Source organism: Prosthecobacter sp., assembly GCF_044227185.1.
In the GTDB taxonomy this organism is placed as follows: domain Bacteria; phylum Verrucomicrobiota; class Verrucomicrobiia; order Verrucomicrobiales; family Verrucomicrobiaceae; genus Prosthecobacter.
The window spans coordinates 370,748-386,553 of record NZ_JBGAFO010000008.1 but is presented as its reverse complement, the minus strand read 5'-3'; the positions used below and the strand labels follow the sequence as shown (position 1 = coordinate 386,553).

The window sequence follows — 15,806 nt, the reverse complement described above, 5'->3', positions numbered from 1 at the left end:
GAAGTATGGGCTGATCACGCCAGCCGACCTGGCCTCGCGGGACAAGCCCCGCGTCGTCTCCAACCGCCGGATGCGGAAAACCGCACGTCCGGTGGTGTGGGAGCCTCGACGGGTCTAATCCCGTCGGGGCCACCCGATCCCGCGCCTGGCGTCCGCTCGCCCAGCGCGGAGGTAGGGAGGGCTGTCCTCAGCCCTTCGCGGGAGCCAGGAGAATGAGCGAGTAATGACGGGCGGAAGCGGAGCCCAGCTTTCACCATTATGAGAGATGGGGGCTCCTACTCCCCGCCTGGTGCCTTCAGCACAGACATCAGCACGGCCGTGTTCGGTGCTTTGCCGGAGTAATACGAAAGGTAGTGGGTGTCGCTAATCACGGTGGCGTTGACGTTGCCGGCGTCGATGGTGCTGTCGCTGCCGGCGGCGACGGCTTCGGAGGCGGGCCACTGCAGGGGATGATCGAAGATGCTTTCCGCTTTCACCACGCGGCGGCGCAGGACGCCGGCTTTGCCGCGCTGGTAGTAGTAGTTGCTGATGAGGCCGGTCTTGGGATCGAGGATCAGGCTGGGGGTGGAGATGACGACATCGCTGATGTTTGTAGGCTGGCGTGTCCAGGTGGCGCCGTTGTCGGTGGAGGTCATCTGAAACTGGGTGCGCACCGTGGTGGAGTCTCCGGCCTCCGACCGGCCGATGGCGAGGATCTTGCCCTCGCCGAGGTACACGGCGGAGGGCTCCGTGGGCCACTGCGCTTTGGTCAGGCCGGACTCGATGGTGGCCTGTGTCCAGGTCTTGCCGTCGTCCTTGCTCGTCAGCGTGCCCCAGGAGTGGGTGGGGCCCTGGTCGCCGTAGTCACCGGCGAACCACAGGGCCATGAGGCCGACGCCGGGCACCGCAAACACATCGGTGATCTGCACGGGGCGCGGGTCGAGCTTGGGCGTGGTGATGAGCGTGAAGGTCACGCCGTCGGTGCTGCGGTACAGGTCCTGGTGCCACTCTTTGCCCACGCGGCGCACCCACAGCAGCATGGCGCCGGTGGAGTCCAGGCCTTTGCCCACGGGCACGTCGCCGTAGCCGGGGGAGTTCGCCACGGTGGTCTCAGCGGTCCACGTGTTGCCGTGGTCGGTGGAGGTGCGCGCGTAGGTGGCGCGGGCGTCCTCGCCGATGGTGTGGCCGGAGCCGCGGCTGTACACGCAGACGAGCTTGTCGCCCATGGCCTGCAGCATGGGCCAGGAGTTGTAGCCGGGGCCGTCGTGCACCACCAGGGGCGCGGGCGGTGTTTTCACCGGGGTCACTGTCACCATCGCCAGGCCGGTGGGGCGGGTGAAGGTGTCGGCGGGGTCGCCGGGCTCGCGCTGAATGCGGACGGTCAGCGGCGCGCCGGATACCACTTTGTAGTAGGACTCCAATACGATGTTCCGCGAGTGCAGAGGGCCGGCGGGCAGCGCGGTGCGCACGGGATCGCCCTGCCGCTGCCGGGCGGTGAAGGGGGCGCCCTCCACCATCTGGGAGAGGTGCACCCGGTACACGTCTTCAAAGGCGGGGCTGGTTTCCGCATCCGTGCTGGTCACGGTGATCTCCACCTTTACGCCCCCGCAGTCGCGCGGCAGGGCGGGCACCACGCCGCAGACGGACTGCCCCTCCGTGCCTCCGGAAAGCGACCACACCGGGATATGCGTGGAGCCGCTGGACATGAGCACCAGCGAGGGCTTGCCCGTGGCGATGGAGAGCTGGCTGGCACCCAGAAAGAGCGGGGAATTTTCCGCCGCGAGGCTGGCGATGGTGGAGGAAAGCAATGCAGCGGAGAGAAACAGGGGGCGGGGCATGGGGAGGTGTCGGAAGGAGTGGTCAGGAGGTCAAGCGGGTCAAGGGTGCGAAGCACGTGGCCCGCACATTCGAGGGTCAAATTTCGCGATTATTCCCGCCTTTACACCCGCCCATCTCGGACCATCATGCTCACCCGTTTTTTGCTTTTTCCAACTGTAATGACCACCAAGCTCGATCCCAAATTCCTCGCTCTTCTTGCAGACACCGCGCAGAAACTTCAGGCGCTTGAAATCCAGCCCCGCGTGCTTGAGGAGGCCGCCCCGGCGCTGACCACCACGGCCACGGAGCTGGGGCAGCAACTGCTGGATTACAGCGTGCAGCTCACCGCCGCCATCGAGGCCAGGGTGGCCGCCGATCTCGCCGCGAAGGAGGCCGCCAAGGCGCAGGCGCTGGCGGAGAAAGAGGCCGCGCGCATCGCGGCGCTGGAGGCGAAGGAAGCCGCGCGCATCGCCAAGGAGGAGGCTGCAGCCGCTGCGAAGGCGCAGGCGCAGTTGGAGCTGGAGGCCATGCGCGCTGCCGCCGCAGCGATCAAGGCCAAGGAACTGGCCGAAAAGGAGGAGGCCAAAGCCCGCGCCCTCGCTGAGAAGGAGGAGGCCCGTCTGGCCAAGGAGCGCGAGGCCGCTGAGAAGATTGCCGCGAAGGAGCGCGCGCAGGCCGAGAAACTGGCCGCCATGCTCGCCGCCGCCGAGGCCAAAGCCCAGGCGCTGGCTGAAAAGGAGGCTGCCAAGGAGGCCGAACGCCTAGCCAAAGAGCAGGCCGCCCTGGAGAAGGCCGAGGCCAAGGCCCGCGAACAGGCCGAGAAGGAGGCTGCCAAAGAAGCCGCCCGCCTGGCCAAGGAGCAGGCTGAAGCCGAAAAAGCCGCCGCCAAGGAGGCCGCACGAATCGCCAAAGAACAGGCCGATGCCGAGAAGGCCGCTGCGAAGGAGGCAGCCCGCATCGCCAAGGAGCAGGAGGCCGCTGAGAAGGCCGCCGCCAAGGAGAAGGCCGAGGCGGAGAAACTGGCCGCCATGCTCGCCGCCGCCGAGGCCAAGGCTGCGCTCCTCGCTCAAAAGGAGGCCGAGAAAGCTGCCGCTGCCGAAGCCAAAGAGGCTGCCCGTCTGGCCAAAGAGCAGGCTGAAGCCGAGAAGGCCGCCGCCAAAGAAGCCGCCCGTGCCGCCAAGGAACAGGCCGATGCGGAGAGGGCCGCTGCAAAGGCCCAGGCCCTGGCCGACAAAGAAGCCGCGAAGGAGGCTGCACGCCTGGCCAAGGAGCAGGCCGATGCTGAGAAAGCCGCTGTCAAAGCCCAGGCTGAAGCCGAGAAAGAAGCCGTCCGCGCCGCTGCTGCGGAGCTGAAGGCCAGGCAGCAGGCCGAGAAGGACGCCATCCGCGAAGAGAAAGAAAAACGCGCCGCCGAAGCCGCCGCCGTGAAGGCCCAGCAGGACGCCGAGCGCGCCAAGTTCACCCAGGCCGAAGAAGAAGCCAAAGCCCGCCGCGCCGAAGCCCGTGCGAAAACATTGGCTGAGTACGAAGCCAAGCAGAAGGCCAGGCAGGCCGCTGCGATGGCCGCGCTGCAGGCGGACAAAGCGGCGCTGAAGGCGGAGAAGAAGAAGTAGGGGGGAGAGAGACTGCTTTATCCCCGGAATCTTGCTCGAAAGTTCACAAGACTTGTGTCTGTGAGTTCTCGTTGATGTGGTGCGTCGCGTTGTTGAGATTTGAAAATAGGAATAAATGTCGCGTGACATTTCTTATGTGTGTTTCGATATTTACTGATGTCGAGACGCGAAGAGTCGGTTCCTTACATTTTGGTGCACAGCGTCCCCTGGTGGGTGAGCGGCATTCTTGCAGCAGTCGTCTATGCCCTGATGCGATGGGTGGCGCCGGACGTACGGCTGGACGATCCAATGTTGTCGATGATCATTAAAGCCTTGCCAGGCGCTGCATGGATAGGAGCAGCGGTGCCCCTGACTCTGGCGGTATTGAATCTCTTGGTGACGTTTCTGACGCGGGTGAATCAACCAGCAGAAGGCGGCTTTGCAAAGGACCGCATGAGTGCCGGGGACCTTTGCCATGATACCGCTCCTTCGTGTCCCGTTTGCGGTCGTACGATGGTACGCCGCGCGGCCAAACGTGGTGCCAATGCCGGGTCCGATTTCTGGGGGTGTGATCGATATCCCGCGTGTGGAGGAACGCGCCCCAATCCCTGAACTCAATGAGTTTTCATTCCTCAAGCGAAACTCTGGGTCCCGAGAATGCCGTATGGGATGACGGCGAGTGGGTAGGCTGGTCTGAGATGAATCGTTATGTCGAGGAGGAGGCGGCTGAACTCGAAGAGGGAGGCTGGGATGTCCTTGAAGAAGATGAAGAATGGCTGGAACTTGACGAGCGATCTGCAAGTGATCCTGCGCCCGAACGTGAGGCCTCAACTGAAACAAGGGGGCCTTCGCGCGAAGTTTGGAAGCAGCTGATGAAGCTGATCAGGCAAGCTGATGAGGCACAGGAAAAAGGAGAGGACATTGGCCGTCAAATCGGAGAAATTGGAGAGGTGTTTGCGGAGGCGAAGTTTGGGCTCAAACGGCATCGGCAGTGCGCTCAAGGTTCAGACGGAAAGATCGGGAATGACTTTGTGGAAGTGAAGACGTTAAGTCCTTGGAAGAAGATCACTCGTGTGAGGGTGAAACTCGCGGGACACTGGAACAAGCTGATTCTTGTGAGAATTAGTGATCCGTGGATCTTGGAAGCCCAGATCTTTCGCAGGGCAGAATTGGTTCCAATGAAGGGTTGCAAGCGTGTCACAGCGAATTGGAAACCGAGAAAAAAGACTGTCCTGCCGGGACGCGATGAGGCGGCGGCAAAGTCTTGAAATGAGTGATAAGGCACCGGTTCCAATTCACGCCTCAGACTGTCATTGCCAAATCTCCGCGAATCCGTTTCACTCCGTCGCATGAGCTTCCGTTTTTGTTTTTATGCGATTCACACCGCGCCGTGGGTGCTGGGGGTGGTGTGGATCATCAACCTGCTGATGGTACGGGGGCAGCCGTGTGGGTACACGTCACCGATGGAAGGGGCCATCATTGGGCTGATGGTGTTGTATTGGCTGGTGGGGCTGGGGCTGGTGGGGATGATCATGCGGCGGCGGTTGCTGCTGCATTGTGCGTTTTGCGGAAGGCCGGGGCTGGGATCTCATCGGCGCTCGGTGGGGCTGACGATGGAGTGTCCGAAGTGCGGGGAGATCCGGGGCGGCGGGCGGTTGGGGTGGCAGATCGTGCGGGACGAGGAGGAGGCCTGCGGGCCGAAGCCGAAGGTGCCGGTGCGGTAGATGCAGTTTCAGTCGCCGTGGTTCTGGGGGTTGTTTGGCGTGTCGGTGGTGAGCGGGGTGGTGTTCCATGAGTTCAGCTTCATGACGGTGTTTGCGCCGCTATGGTGCTTCGTGGTGGTGGGCCTGTTGACCCAGGCGCTGAGCACGGGCTGCCTGGATGACAATGCGGGGCCGACCTTCCGCCGCCGGCAGCCGGTGAAGTACTGGGCGCGCATCTGCGTCTGGCTGTGCGGCTATGCGCTGGGGGCGTGCCTGCCGGTGGTCTATGCACTGCAGGAGCGGGGGAAGGTGGAGTAGAAGACGAAACCGGAGGTGCGGGCTGTGGGAAAGGCTGAGTGAGGCGGTGAGGTGAGACGCGGCTGAAGAGGAAGCTCCCGGAGGGAGTACGGGAATTAGATATGGTCAGCGAGGCTTGGCGAGCGAGAACCACCGGATCACAAGTACCACCACCGAGTTCAAGGCCGCATGCCGGAGGCATGCGAGAGCCGTGCAAAGATTCCTCGTTGGCGCTGAGCGGTTGAACGCTTCTCGCATACCTTCGGCATGCGACTTGAATATGAGACAGGCATGGGCAGAGTCCGGTGCTTCTCGCTGCACCGCTTCGCGGTTTCGCTTCACCATATCTAATTTCTCCGCTCCCTGCCGGGAGCCCATTTGAGTCTCAAAAACAGGATCAACATGATTCACAAAAAGACCGGGGACGGGGGACTTTCGAGCAGGTCTGGAAATCCTGTGACTTTGGTCATCCTGTGAATCCTGTCTCTCCGGCGGCCGTTTTACTTGAGGCCCATGACCTGCTTGAGGTACTGGATGCTCTGGCGAGCGATGGTGGGGGCGTCGGGGGTGTAGTCGAAGACTTCCACGGAGAGGTAGCCGTCGTAGTTGGTCTCGCGCAGGGCGGCGATGATGGGCTCGTACTTCACCTCGCCCTGGCCGGGGCCGCGGAGGTTGGGGTCGTTGGTGTGGAAGTGCACGGTCCACTCCTTGCTGTCACGGATGATGTCGGGGATGGGCTTGGATTCGTCGCTCATGGCCTTCACGTCCAGGTGCAGCTTGCAGGAGGGGTGATCGACGAGCTTGCAGAGGCGGATGGTTTCTTCGGCGGTGTTGAGGAAGTTGGTCTCCTTGCGGCCGAGGGGCTCCATGGCGATGACGACGCCGTATTTGCCGCACTCCTCCGCCACCTCGCGCACGCAGTCGGCGGCGCGCTTGAAGGCGTCCTCGTAGTTCCATTCAGGGAGAGTGTTGCGGGCCTTGGGGCTGCCCCAGACCATGATGCGGCCGCCGGTGGCGCCGCAGAACTGAGCCAGGTGGCGGCCAAACTTCGCGGTCTCCTTGCGCTGCAGGGCATCCGGCGTGGTGATGTGGAACCAGGTGGGCTTTGTCAGCAGCCAGTGCAGGCCCAGGATTTCCAGGCCGAAGGACTTGGCCTTGGCGCAAAGGGTCAGGGCCTCCTCCACGGTGAGCTCGCGCGGGTCTTCCTTCAGGGTAAAGGGGGCCAGCTCGATGGCGTGGTAGCCCGCGGCGGCGGCGTCCTCGCACATTTTTTCGAAGGTCCAGTTTTGGTAGGTCTCGTTGCAGATGGCAAATCGCATAGGGAGGGGAGAGTGCGCGGCTGGTCAGACACGTCAAGATGCCTTGCATTCGGGGGGGCGGGATGTGCTATATTTTCAGATGCACCCGCCAGCCACCCGCCCAGCCTTTCTCCTGTTGTTTGCGTTCACCGCGTGCGTGCATGCGGAGCTCACGCTCGATGTGCCTGTGATCGAGCTGAAACCGAAGCCGGAGGACGAGGAGGTGGCGACGACCTTCAAGTTCCGGAACACGGGGGACAAGCCGGTGAAGATTTTGAAGCTGGACAGCGCCTGCACCTGCCTGAGCGCCACGCTGGACAAGGAGGTGTACCAGCCCGGGGAGGTGGGCACGGGCACGGCGACCTTCAAGGTGACCTCCTTCAAGGGGCGGTATGAAAAGTTTGTCACGGTCAGCACGGACGACAAGGAGCAGCCCGAGTGGAAGGTGAACTTCGTGCTGGAGGTGCCTGAGGTGGTGGAGATCAAGCCGAAGAACCTGCAGTGGTGGATCGGCGACAAGCCGGAGCCGAAGGCCTGCCTGGTGCAGTTTGTGGGCGCGGAGCCGATGAAGATCGTGGGCATCACCCCCACGCGTCAGAATGTGAAGTTCACCTGGAAGGAGATCAAGGAAGGGCGGGAGTACCTCATCACCGTGACGCCGGACAGCACGAATGACACCACGATGGGGGCGCTGAAGATCGAGACGAACAGTTCTCTGGACAAATACCGCTACCAGCTCGCGTTTTTCACCATCACTAAAAAGCCGGAGTCGCAGCCTGCGCCCGCCACGGCGGCCGTGCCTGCAGCCGCCAAGCCTTGATTGAGCAACCTGGCCGTTGTATGATCTCCGCCATTCTTCAGGCCGCCTTTCTCATCCTGCTCGCCGCTACGGCGGCCTGGGCCACGCATGTCTGGCACCCGCGGGCGCCGGCGCTGTATCTGGTGCAGGAGCCGCTGCGAAATGACGAGGTCTCCATGAAGGTGATCCAGGAAAAGTGGCAGGGAAAGGTGCTGTGGATCGATGCGCGCATCCAGGAGCAGTATGATGCCGGGCACGTGCCGGGCGCGGTGCTGCTGAATGAGCAGCGCTTTGACGAGCAGCTCTTCGGCCTGCTGGACACCCTGCAGACGAACACGAAGCCCATCATCGTGTACTGCAATGCCGCGAAGTGTGAGGCCAGCCGGAAGATCCTGGAGGAACTGAAGCTGCGGCTGCCCATCGAGAACGCCTTTGTGCTCAAAGGCGGGTGGAACGCGTGGAAGGAAGCGGAGAAGAAGTAGTGGCAGGGGAGAGAGTGCGGGCAGGGGTTGCACGGGAGCGGGATTCTCGTAGTCTGGGGCATGCAAATTCACCGTTTTATTCTGCTGGCATGCCTGGGACTGCTGTCAGCCACGGGTTCTGCCGCACCGGCGCTCAGCGGGCAACTGGCACGGGTGGGGGTGACGGATTCGGACATCGAAGACCTCCGGCGCTGGCGTGAGATGCGCCTGTGGATGGATGAGGCGATCAAGCAGGGCGCGGCCGGACTGGTGCTGGACATCCAGGTGACGCAGAGCCACGCCCAGGCGGTGCTGCCGCTGGCAGAGGAGATCGCGCGGCTGAAGATCAAAACGCATGCGTATGTGAACACCTCCGCCGTGGGCGGCGGTGCGCTGCTGGCGCTGGCCTGCGATGAGATCTGGATGGCGCCGGGCTCGCGCATCGGCGCGGCACCGCCGAAGGTGACGGTGGATGACTCCCTCTCTCAAAAAGCGCAGGACACGCTGCTGGCGGAGTCTCTGGCCGTGCTGAAGGCGGGGGCGCGCAGCCTGTGCAAGCTGAAGGGCCACCGCCCGGAGATCGCGGATGCCTTTGTGGACCGCGAGAAGGGCCTGGTGCTGGGCGGCACGCTGGCGGAAAAGGGCGAACTGCTGCTGCTGGATGCCGACACTGCGGTGCAGCCCGTGGATGGCAAGGCGCTGCTGGCGCGCGGCATCGTGGCAGATGTGGAGTCTCTGGCAAAGTCCGCCACGCCCCCGGGAAAGCTGCTGACTCTGAACGCGGCCTGGTATGAGAAACGTGGCGAGGCCGAAAACAAACGGGCCGCGGCCGTGGCAGACGCCAAGGGCACGCCGGAAGCGAAACCTGCCGCCGAGGCGAAACCCGGCTCCGTCCCGGAGCATGCCGCGCCCGCCTTTGTACACAGCCAGAGCTACGCGGGCAAGGTGGTGGTCATTCCCGTGGGCAGGGATGACCTTATCATTCCGGCGCGGTTTGAATTCATGAAGCGCACGCTCACCCGCTGCAACAACGACGGCGCGGAGGCGGTGGTCTTTGAGCTGGACACGCCGGGCGGGTTGGCCTGGGACACGATCAGCCTGATGATGCAGGACCTGCAAAATCTGAAGTCGCGCAGCTTTGCCTTTGTGAACACGCGGGCGATTTCCGCCGGGGCGATGATCGCCATGGCCACGGACGCGATCTACATGGCGCCCGCGAGCGCCATCGGCGCCTCCACCCCGGTGTCAGGCGATGGCACGCCACTGGCGCAGGCGGAGCGCGCGAAGAACAACTCCGCCTTCATGGGCATGGCGCGAACCGTGGTGCGGGAGAAGGGGCATGACGTGCGCATCATCGAAGGGATGATCGACATGGACCGCGGGCTGAGCATCAACGGGCAGGTGATCATTCCGAAGGGGGAGATCGTGACGCTGGACTCCGAGCAGGCGACGATGCTGATCAATGGCAGGCCGCTGCTGGCGAAAGGCATCGTGAAATCGCTCGATGACATCAAGCGGCTCGAAGGGCTGAAGGGAGAGCTGATCACCGCGGAGCCGACGGGTTTTGAACAGATCGCCATCTGGGTGACGCGCTGGGCGGCCATCTTGATTTTGGTCGGGCTCGCGGGCGGTTATCTGGAAATGCAGACACCGGGCTTTGGCCTGCCGGGTTTTGTTTCCATCGGGGCGTTTGCGCTGTTTTTCTTCGGGCACTACGTGGCGGGCAGTCTGGCGGGGCAGGAGACCATGGTGGTGGCCGCGGTGTTCATCATCGGCATTGTGCTGATCGGTGTGGAGCTGCTGGCTGCGCCGGGGACCATCCTGCCGGGCATCCTGGGTTTCATCTGCGTGATGGTGGCCCTGATCTATGCCATGTCCGGCTGGGAGCTGCCGCCGACGGATGGCAGCGCCTCGGGGGGCTTCCATTTCACCGCGTATGCCACGGGCTTCCGCAACTTTGCGCTGGGCGTCACGGGCGCGGCGGTCATCATCACACTCGTGTGCCTGTGGCTGCCGGACCTGCGGCCCTTCCGCTCGCTCATTCTGCAGACCTCCGCGGGCGGCACGCTGCTGGACGCACCGGCCATGCAGGCCGCGATCAAGGCCCGGGAAGGGGACAGCGGCATCGCCCGCAGCGCACTGCGGCCCTACGGCACCATCGACATCAGCGGGCGTCTGATCGAGGCGATGGTGGAGGGCGGCTACATTCAGAGCGGCACGGCCGTCCGCGTGCGCGAGGTGAGGGGCGAAAAGATCATCGTGGAAGCGGTTTAATCTCAACTTTTGCGCATGCATTCGCAGGAATTGCCCGTTAGTCTTGCCCTCCCAACGCATGTCCAAAAATCTCAGCGCCCTCTCTTTCCGCAAAGGTGTCGAAAAGAACGTCTTTGAACGCATGGTCGATGCCGCCGAAAAGGCGGGCACGGCGGAGAAGAACGATCTCGTGCACCAGATGGGGCAGGAGCACCTGTTTGGAGACGCGCTCACGCTTGGCGCGGTGTCCTTCTACGACTTCCTGAAAAAGGAGAACGAGGGGAAGAAGGTGTTCGTCTGCAATGGCAGCGCCTGCCTGTGCGCCGGCACGCAGGAGCACCTGCACCACACGCTGGAGACGCAGTTCAAGAAGGAGGAGATTGGCCACATCTGCTGCCTGGGCCGCTGCCATGAGGGCGGGGCTTTTCAGTATCAGGGGAAGAATTATTCAGGGCAGAGCGATGCCGCCGTGGCCGACCTGGTGAAGACCGGGAAGGGCGATGCCGAGGACCGCTACGCCGTGGTCTCCCATCTGCCGACGCCCATTCTCACCGCGGATTTTCCGGGCATCGACGCCTACTACGAGCCCTTTAAAAAACTCATCACCACCGGTGACCGCGATGCGCTGAACGCCGAGCTCAAGGACAGCGGGCTGCGCGGCCGTGGCGGCGCGGGCTTCCCCATGCACTTCAAGTGGGCGAGCTGCCGTGCCGCGGAAGGCGCGGTGAAGTACATCGTCTGCAATGCGGATGAGGGCGACCCCGGAGCCTACATCGACAAATACCTCATGGAAAAGCAGCCGCACAGCGTGCTGCTGGGCATGATGGTGGCGGGCTGGTATGCCGGCGCGGAGAATGGCATCCTCTACATCCGCGCGGAGTATCCGGATTCAGTGACCATCGTCAACGAAGCCATCGAGGACCTGCGCGCCGCGGGCCTGCTGGGGAAGAACATCCTCGGCACCGGCTTCAACTACATGCTGAAGACCATCAAGGGCGCAGGCGCCTACATTTGTGGAGAAGAAACCGCGCTGCTCGCCAGCATCGAAGGCCAGCGCCCCGAAGTGCGCACCCGCCCGCCATTCCCCACCATCGAAGGCCTCTTCCGCAAGCCGACGATCGTCAACAACGTGGAAACCTTCGCCAACCTGCGTGCCATCCTCACCATGGGCGGCAAGGCGTATGCGCAGATCGGCACGCCGCAGTCCACCGGGCCGAAGCTGCTCTCGCTGGATTCGCATTTCGTGAAGCCAGGCATTTATGAAGTCGCCATGGGCACGCCGCTGCAGACGGTCTTCGACCTCGCCGGCGGTTTCAAAACGAAGATCAAGGCCGTGCAGATCGGCGGCCCGCTAGGCGGCATCGTCCCCATGTCCCACATTGGTCAGCTCACGGTGGATTTCGAAAGCTTCAAGAAAGCTGGCTTCCTCCTGGGCCACGCCGGCGTCGTCAGCATCCCCGAGACGATGCCGATGATCGAGTACATCCAGCACATGTTCCAGTTCACCGCAGACGAAAGCTGCGGCAAATGCTTCCCCTGCCGCCTCGGCAGCACGCGAGGGAAGGAACTCGTGGCGAAAGCCCGTGCTGATTCGAGCTTTAAGATCGACCGCGAACTCATCACCGATCTGCTCGATACGATGGAGCAGACGAGCCTCTGCGCGCTGGGTGGCGGCGTGCCGCTGCCGATTAAGAATGCGTTGCAGCATTTTGATGGGGAGCTGAAGGGGTATTTTCAGAGCTGAGCTTGTGAATGATTCGGTGGATTATAAAATGGGGGCATGAATGCCACCTTAACCATGGAAGCAAACATGCCGTCCCGGCTGGACGAAGTGGAGGCCGAAGCCGCGCAGCTTGTGGATCGTGAGGGCTTTCTCGTCTTTACCGGCACACAGCCCTTCGATGCGGTTGAGGTCATTATGATTGACAAGGCAGATCGCGAGGAATTTCTGACGCCACAACGGGTACAATGACTCCTGTGGATGGATCAATCTCCCCGATTCACACGCAGCAGCACGTCTCTCAAGGAGTCCATGGTGGAGAGGGTGGCATCAATCTTTATCGCGAGTGCTGGGAAATCAGGATTGCTGGTGCACACAATGATACCCGCGTGCGCCGGATTCAGGCGATGCAGGCGGATGTAGTCCTTCCTATTGTGTTTCAGCACGGCCCGATCTTCGGCAATGGCATAAGCCAGCACTTCGTCGTCAGGCACGCCCTCATTGGATTTGCCGACGTTATGCGTGGTCAGCACATCGTGGCCCATCCGTCGCAGCGCCTCCACCACGGGCAGGGGAAAGTTTTCGTTCGAGTAGAGCCGCGCCTTCATGCCTCGTCACCATTGGCGGCGATTTCGCGGTCCATCTCCTCCCGGTGGGTGCGGGCATAAAGCCAGGCGTTGGCCAGATCTTCGGCGGTCAGGCTGGGGTAGGCGGCCAGGAGCTCGGCATCGGTCCTGCCACCCCGCCGGAGGGACTCGAGCAGCCACACCGGAATGCGTGTGCGCACGATCCTGGCCGCGCCGCCGCAGACACGGTCATCGAAGTCAATCCCCGGGCTGGCATCGGCCACCTTCAGCGCCACCATGGCCAGCAGGCGCACCTGCTCACCGCGGGGCAGATGCAGCACGGAGTCATAGATGCTCTCAAAGGTCGGAGTCATTGCATGGAGCTTAGCATCGCCCCCACAGCCCCGCACCAGGTCTTTTCAGTCCAGTCTCCGCGCCTGAAAAACCCATGAATTTCCTGCGAAAACACCTTCCCGAAGGCGGTTCTATTCAGTAAACTGTTTTCCAGCCCCACCACCTTACGCGCGCACCCATGGTCAAGGATCTTTCCACCCTCACTGCTTTCATTGATGGCGATGCCTATTCGTTCAATGAAGGTGACACGCTCTTAAATTTCATCGACCGGCATCGGGGGCGGGGGCATGTGCCGACGCTTTGTGATGCGCCGCAGCTGGAGCCTTATGGGGCCTGCCGTGTGTGCTCGGTGGAGGTGGCGCTGCAGGCGGACGGGCCGCGTCGTGTCGTGGCTTCCTGCCACACGCCGCTGACGGCGGGGATGCATGTCTTCACCGAATCCCAGAAAGTGCGCAGGCTGCGCAAGAACATCGTGGAACTGGTGCTGACGGACCACCCGCTGGACTGTCTGACCTGCGAGGTCAGTGGAAACTGCGAGCTGCAGACGGTGGCGGCGAAGGTGGGCATCCGCAAGGTGCGCTATCCGGCGGGCGCGAACCATCTTGACCGCAAGAAGGACCACTCGCACGCCTACATGACCTCCGAGCTGGCGAAGTGCATCAACTGCTCCCGCTGCGTGCGCGCGTGCGATGAGATCCAGGGCCAGCACGTGCTCTCCATGCACGGCCGCGGCTTCAATGCGAAAATCATCAAGGGGCTGGACGAGTCGTTTGCGGATTCCGAGTGCGTGTCCTGCGGCGCCTGCTCCCAGGCCTGCCCGACTTCGGCGATCAGCGATGTGTTTTTCTCCAAGTCCGTCGAGGCGACGAAGAAGACGCGCACCATCTGCACCTACTGCGGTGTGGGCTGCAATCTGAACGTGGCCACGAAGGGCGACCAGGTGCTGAGCATCCAGGCGCCGGTGGATGCGGAGGTGAACCACGCGCACACCTGCCTCAAAGGCCGCTTTGCCTTCAAGTTTTACAATCACAAGGACCGCCTGCGCAAGCCGCTGATCAAGCAGCCGGACGGGCAGTTCAAAGAAGCGACGTGGGAGGAGGCCTATGACCACATCTTCGCCAACCTGACCCGCATCAAGAGCGAGCATGGTGGTCAGGCGGTGGCGGGCATCTCCTCCGCGCGCTGCACGAATGAGGAAAACTACCTCATGCAGAAGTTCATCCGCAATGTGATGGGCACGAACAACATCGACTGCTGCGCCCGCGTGTGCCACTCCCCCACGGCCTGGGGCATGCAGAAGAGCTTTGGCACGGGTGCGGCGACGAATTCGTATGAGGACATCGAGCACACGCGCTGCATCCTCGTCATCGGTGCGAATCCGACGGAAGGCCACCCGGTGACGGGCGCACGCCTGAAGCAGCACATCATGAAAGGTACGCCGCTGATCGTGATCGACCCGCGCAAGATCGAGCTGGTGCCGTATGCGAAGCACCACCTGCAGCTCCGCCCCGGCACCAACGTGGCGCTGCTGAACATGTTTGCGCGCTGCATCCTCGACGCCGGTCTGGTGAAGACGGAGTTTGTGCGGAAGCGCTGCGAAAACTGGGAGGAGTTTGAAAGCGGCCTGCGCGCGCTCGATCTCGCGGAGCTGGAGAAGATCACTGGCGTCAGCATTGAGCAAGTGCGTGCCTCGGCCATCGAGTACGCCTCCGCGGAGGCCGCCATGAGCTTCCACGGCCTGGGCGTGACGGAGCACCAGCAGGGCGCGAAGACCGTGATGCTTATCTCCAATCTGGCGATGATGACCGGAAACATCGGCCGGCCCGGCGTGGGTGTGAACCCGCTGCGCGGCCAGAACAATGTGCAGGGCGCGGCAGACATGGGCTGCCAGCCGCACCAAGGCGCGGGCTATTTTGAAATGGCGGATGTGGAAGTGCAGAAGCGCTACGAGGAGTTTTACGGCGTGCCTTCCCCCTCGGAGCCGGGCTGGAAGATCCCGCAGATGTTTGACGCCGCCGTGGAGGGCCGGCTGAAGGCGCTCTGGCTGATGGGCGAGGACGTGGTGCAGACGGACCCGGATGCGCACCACGTGCGCCATGCCATGGAGAGCCTGGAGTACCTGGTGGTGCAGGAGATTTTCATGACGGAGACGGCGAAGTATGCGGACGTCATCCTGCCCGCTTCCTCCTTCCTGGAAAAGAGCGGCACCTTTACCAATGCCGAGCGCCGGGTGCAGCGTGTGAACGCCGCCGTGAAGCCGCTGGAAGGCACGAAGCCGGACGGCCAGATCATGTGCGAGGTGCTGCAGCGCTTCGGCGTGGCGCAGGCGGACTACACGCCGGATGGCGTGCTGGCGGAGATCGCGCGCATTGTGCCGTTCTTCAAAGGCGCCACCTGGGAAAACCTGGGCATCAATGGCAAGCAGTGGCCGGTCAAAGAAGGCGGCGTGGACACGCAGATCATGCACCAGGAGCAGTTTGCCCGCGGCAAGGGGCACTTCCATTTCTTCCCCTGGGAGGAGTCCACCGAGCTGCGGACGAATGGAGAGGCCTTCCCCTTCATCCTCACCACCGGGCGCATTCTGGAGCACTACAACTGCGGCACCATGACGCGCCGCACCGGCAACAGCGACATCGTCGGCCAGGACTTCCTCTCCATCAATCCCGAGGACGCCAAACGCAAAGGCATCCGCACCGGGGACATCACGCGCCTCTCCAGCGCGCGCGGCGAGGTGGAGCTGGAGGCCCGCGTGACGGATGAGGTGAAGCCCGGCGTGCTCTACACCACCTTCCACTTCCCTGAAGCCATGGTGAACAACGTCACCGGCCAAGGCTGCGATGGCGACACCCTCTGCCCCGAGTACAAGGTGGTGGCCGCTGATGTGGAGCTGGTGCGCATGGGCAAGCTCAAGAAGAAGCAGAAGGACGGCTTTGCGCCTGCGCTGGTGTGAAAAGCGTGCCCAAGGA

14 protein-coding genes are annotated in these 15,806 nt (G+C 62.9%); 10 read left to right on the top strand and 4 right to left on the bottom strand.

Going from position 1 to position 15,806, the window contains the following annotated elements; all coding sequences use genetic code 11:
• Positions 1–275: 275 nt before the first annotated feature.
• The gene (locus ACILSQ_RS20360; protein ID WP_395745491.1) at positions 276–1,817 is read right to left on the bottom strand and encodes a sialidase family protein; all 1,542 of its coding nucleotides are present in this window, start codon (positions 1,815–1,817) and stop codon (positions 276–278) included.
• A gap of 159 nt (positions 1,818–1,976) precedes the next feature.
• Between ACILSQ_RS20360 and ACILSQ_RS20355 the strand changes: the two genes are divergently transcribed.
• From ACILSQ_RS20355 to ACILSQ_RS20340, 4 genes are all read left to right on the top strand, one after another.
• On the top strand, positions 1,977–3,410 hold the full coding sequence (locus ACILSQ_RS20355) for a hypothetical protein (RefSeq protein ID WP_395745490.1): 1,434 nt from the start codon (positions 1,977–1,979) through the stop codon (positions 3,408–3,410).
• A gap of 596 nt (positions 3,411–4,006) precedes the next feature.
• Complete coding sequence (locus ACILSQ_RS20350; protein WP_395745489.1) at positions 4,007–4,657, top strand: hypothetical protein; 651 nt, start codon at positions 4,007–4,009, stop codon at positions 4,655–4,657.
• Positions 4,658–4,738: 81 nt separating this feature from the next.
• The gene (locus ACILSQ_RS20345; RefSeq protein ID WP_395745488.1) at positions 4,739–5,113 is read left to right on the top strand and encodes a hypothetical protein; all 375 of its coding nucleotides are present in this window, start codon (positions 4,739–4,741) and stop codon (positions 5,111–5,113) included.
• Complete coding sequence (locus ACILSQ_RS20340; RefSeq protein WP_395745487.1) at positions 5,114–5,410, top strand: hypothetical protein; 297 nt, start codon at positions 5,114–5,116, stop codon at positions 5,408–5,410.
• Between the two features lie 479 nt (positions 5,411–5,889).
• On the opposite strand, the gene ACILSQ_RS20335 is transcribed toward ACILSQ_RS20340, so the two are convergent.
• Positions 5,890–6,708 carry a sugar phosphate isomerase/epimerase family protein gene (locus ACILSQ_RS20335; RefSeq protein WP_395745486.1) on the bottom strand — a complete coding sequence of 273 codons (819 nt, stop codon included), beginning with the start codon at positions 6,706–6,708 and terminating at the stop codon, positions 5,890–5,892.
• Between the two features lie 79 nt (positions 6,709–6,787).
• Between ACILSQ_RS20335 and ACILSQ_RS20330 the strand changes: the two genes are divergently transcribed.
• Genes ACILSQ_RS20330 through ACILSQ_RS20310 form a run of 5 tightly spaced genes read left to right on the top strand, consistent with a single transcriptional unit; the run spans position 6,788 to position 12,172 of the window.
• Positions 6,788–7,507 carry a DUF1573 domain-containing protein gene (locus ACILSQ_RS20330; protein ID WP_395745485.1) on the top strand — a complete coding sequence of 240 codons (720 nt, stop codon included), beginning with the start codon at positions 6,788–6,790 and terminating at the stop codon, positions 7,505–7,507.
• 20 nt (positions 7,508–7,527) lie between these two features.
• Positions 7,528–7,968 (top strand): rhodanese-like domain-containing protein, encoded by a 441-nt coding sequence (locus ACILSQ_RS20325; RefSeq protein ID WP_395745484.1) that lies wholly within the window; start codon positions 7,528–7,530, stop codon positions 7,966–7,968.
• Between the two features lie 60 nt (positions 7,969–8,028).
• The gene (locus ACILSQ_RS20320) at positions 8,029–10,221 is read left to right on the top strand and encodes a hypothetical protein (protein ID WP_395745483.1); all 2,193 of its coding nucleotides are present in this window, start codon (positions 8,029–8,031) and stop codon (positions 10,219–10,221) included.
• Positions 10,222–10,279: 58 nt separating this feature from the next.
• Positions 10,280–11,944, top strand: a complete 1,665-nt coding sequence (locus ACILSQ_RS20315) for an NADH-ubiquinone oxidoreductase-F iron-sulfur binding region domain-containing protein (RefSeq protein ID WP_395745482.1) — start codon at positions 10,280–10,282, stop codon at positions 11,942–11,944.
• 36 nt (positions 11,945–11,980) lie between these two features.
• Entirely contained in the window at positions 11,981–12,172 is a 192-nt protein-coding gene (locus ACILSQ_RS20310; protein WP_395745481.1) for a hypothetical protein, read from the top strand.
• Between the two features lie 14 nt (positions 12,173–12,186).
• Here ACILSQ_RS20310 and ACILSQ_RS20305 read toward each other — a convergent pair whose 3' ends face one another.
• Positions 12,187–12,528 (bottom strand): DUF5615 family PIN-like protein, encoded by a 342-nt coding sequence (locus ACILSQ_RS20305; protein WP_395745480.1) that lies wholly within the window; start codon positions 12,526–12,528, stop codon positions 12,187–12,189.
• Positions 12,525–12,860: a DUF433 domain-containing protein gene (locus tag ACILSQ_RS20300; RefSeq protein ID WP_395745479.1), complete on the bottom strand. Its 336-nt coding sequence runs from the start codon at positions 12,858–12,860 to the stop codon at positions 12,525–12,527. The genes ACILSQ_RS20305 and ACILSQ_RS20300 overlap by 4 nt, the downstream gene beginning before the upstream one ends.
• Positions 12,861–13,018: 158 nt before the next feature.
• On the opposite strand from ACILSQ_RS20300, the gene fdhF reads away from it, so the two are divergent.
• Positions 13,019–15,790, top strand: a complete 2,772-nt coding sequence (fdhF, locus tag ACILSQ_RS20295) for a formate dehydrogenase subunit alpha (protein WP_395745478.1) — start codon at positions 13,019–13,021, stop codon at positions 15,788–15,790.
• Positions 15,791–15,806: the final 16 nt, after the last annotated feature.

What these genes read in the sequence shown, in the direction of transcription:
- ACILSQ_RS20310 (WP_395745481.1), top strand. Translation starts at nt 11,981, where the DNA reads ATGAATGCCACCTTAACCATGGAAGCAAACATGCCGTCCCGGCTGGAC.
- ACILSQ_RS20345 (WP_395745488.1), top strand. Translation starts at nt 4,739, where the DNA reads ATGAGCTTCCGTTTTTGTTTTTATGCGATTCACACCGCGCCGTGGGTG.
- ACILSQ_RS20330 (WP_395745485.1), top strand. Translation starts at nt 6,788, where the DNA reads ATGCACCCGCCAGCCACCCGCCCAGCCTTTCTCCTGTTGTTTGCGTTC.
- fdhF (WP_395745478.1), top strand. Translation starts at nt 13,019, where the DNA reads ATGGTCAAGGATCTTTCCACCCTCACTGCTTTCATTGATGGCGATGCC.
- ACILSQ_RS20335 (WP_395745486.1), bottom strand. Translation starts at nt 6,708, where the DNA reads ATGCGATTTGCCATCTGCAACGAGACCTACCAAAACTGGACCTTCGAA.
- ACILSQ_RS20350 (WP_395745489.1), top strand. Translation starts at nt 4,007, where the DNA reads ATGAGTTTTCATTCCTCAAGCGAAACTCTGGGTCCCGAGAATGCCGTA.
- ACILSQ_RS20355 (WP_395745490.1), top strand. Translation starts at nt 1,977, where the DNA reads ATGACCACCAAGCTCGATCCCAAATTCCTCGCTCTTCTTGCAGACACC.
- ACILSQ_RS20325 (WP_395745484.1), top strand. Translation starts at nt 7,528, where the DNA reads ATGATCTCCGCCATTCTTCAGGCCGCCTTTCTCATCCTGCTCGCCGCT.
- ACILSQ_RS20360 (WP_395745491.1), bottom strand. Translation starts at nt 1,817, where the DNA reads ATGCCCCGCCCCCTGTTTCTCTCCGCTGCATTGCTTTCCTCCACCATC.
- ACILSQ_RS20340 (WP_395745487.1), top strand. Translation starts at nt 5,114, where the DNA reads ATGCAGTTTCAGTCGCCGTGGTTCTGGGGGTTGTTTGGCGTGTCGGTG.
- ACILSQ_RS20320 (WP_395745483.1), top strand. Translation starts at nt 8,029, where the DNA reads ATGCAAATTCACCGTTTTATTCTGCTGGCATGCCTGGGACTGCTGTCA.
- ACILSQ_RS20315 (WP_395745482.1), top strand. Translation starts at nt 10,280, where the DNA reads ATGTCCAAAAATCTCAGCGCCCTCTCTTTCCGCAAAGGTGTCGAAAAG.
- ACILSQ_RS20305 (WP_395745480.1), bottom strand. Translation starts at nt 12,528, where the DNA reads ATGAAGGCGCGGCTCTACTCGAACGAAAACTTTCCCCTGCCCGTGGTG.
- ACILSQ_RS20300 (WP_395745479.1), bottom strand. Translation starts at nt 12,860, where the DNA reads ATGACTCCGACCTTTGAGAGCATCTATGACTCCGTGCTGCATCTGCCC.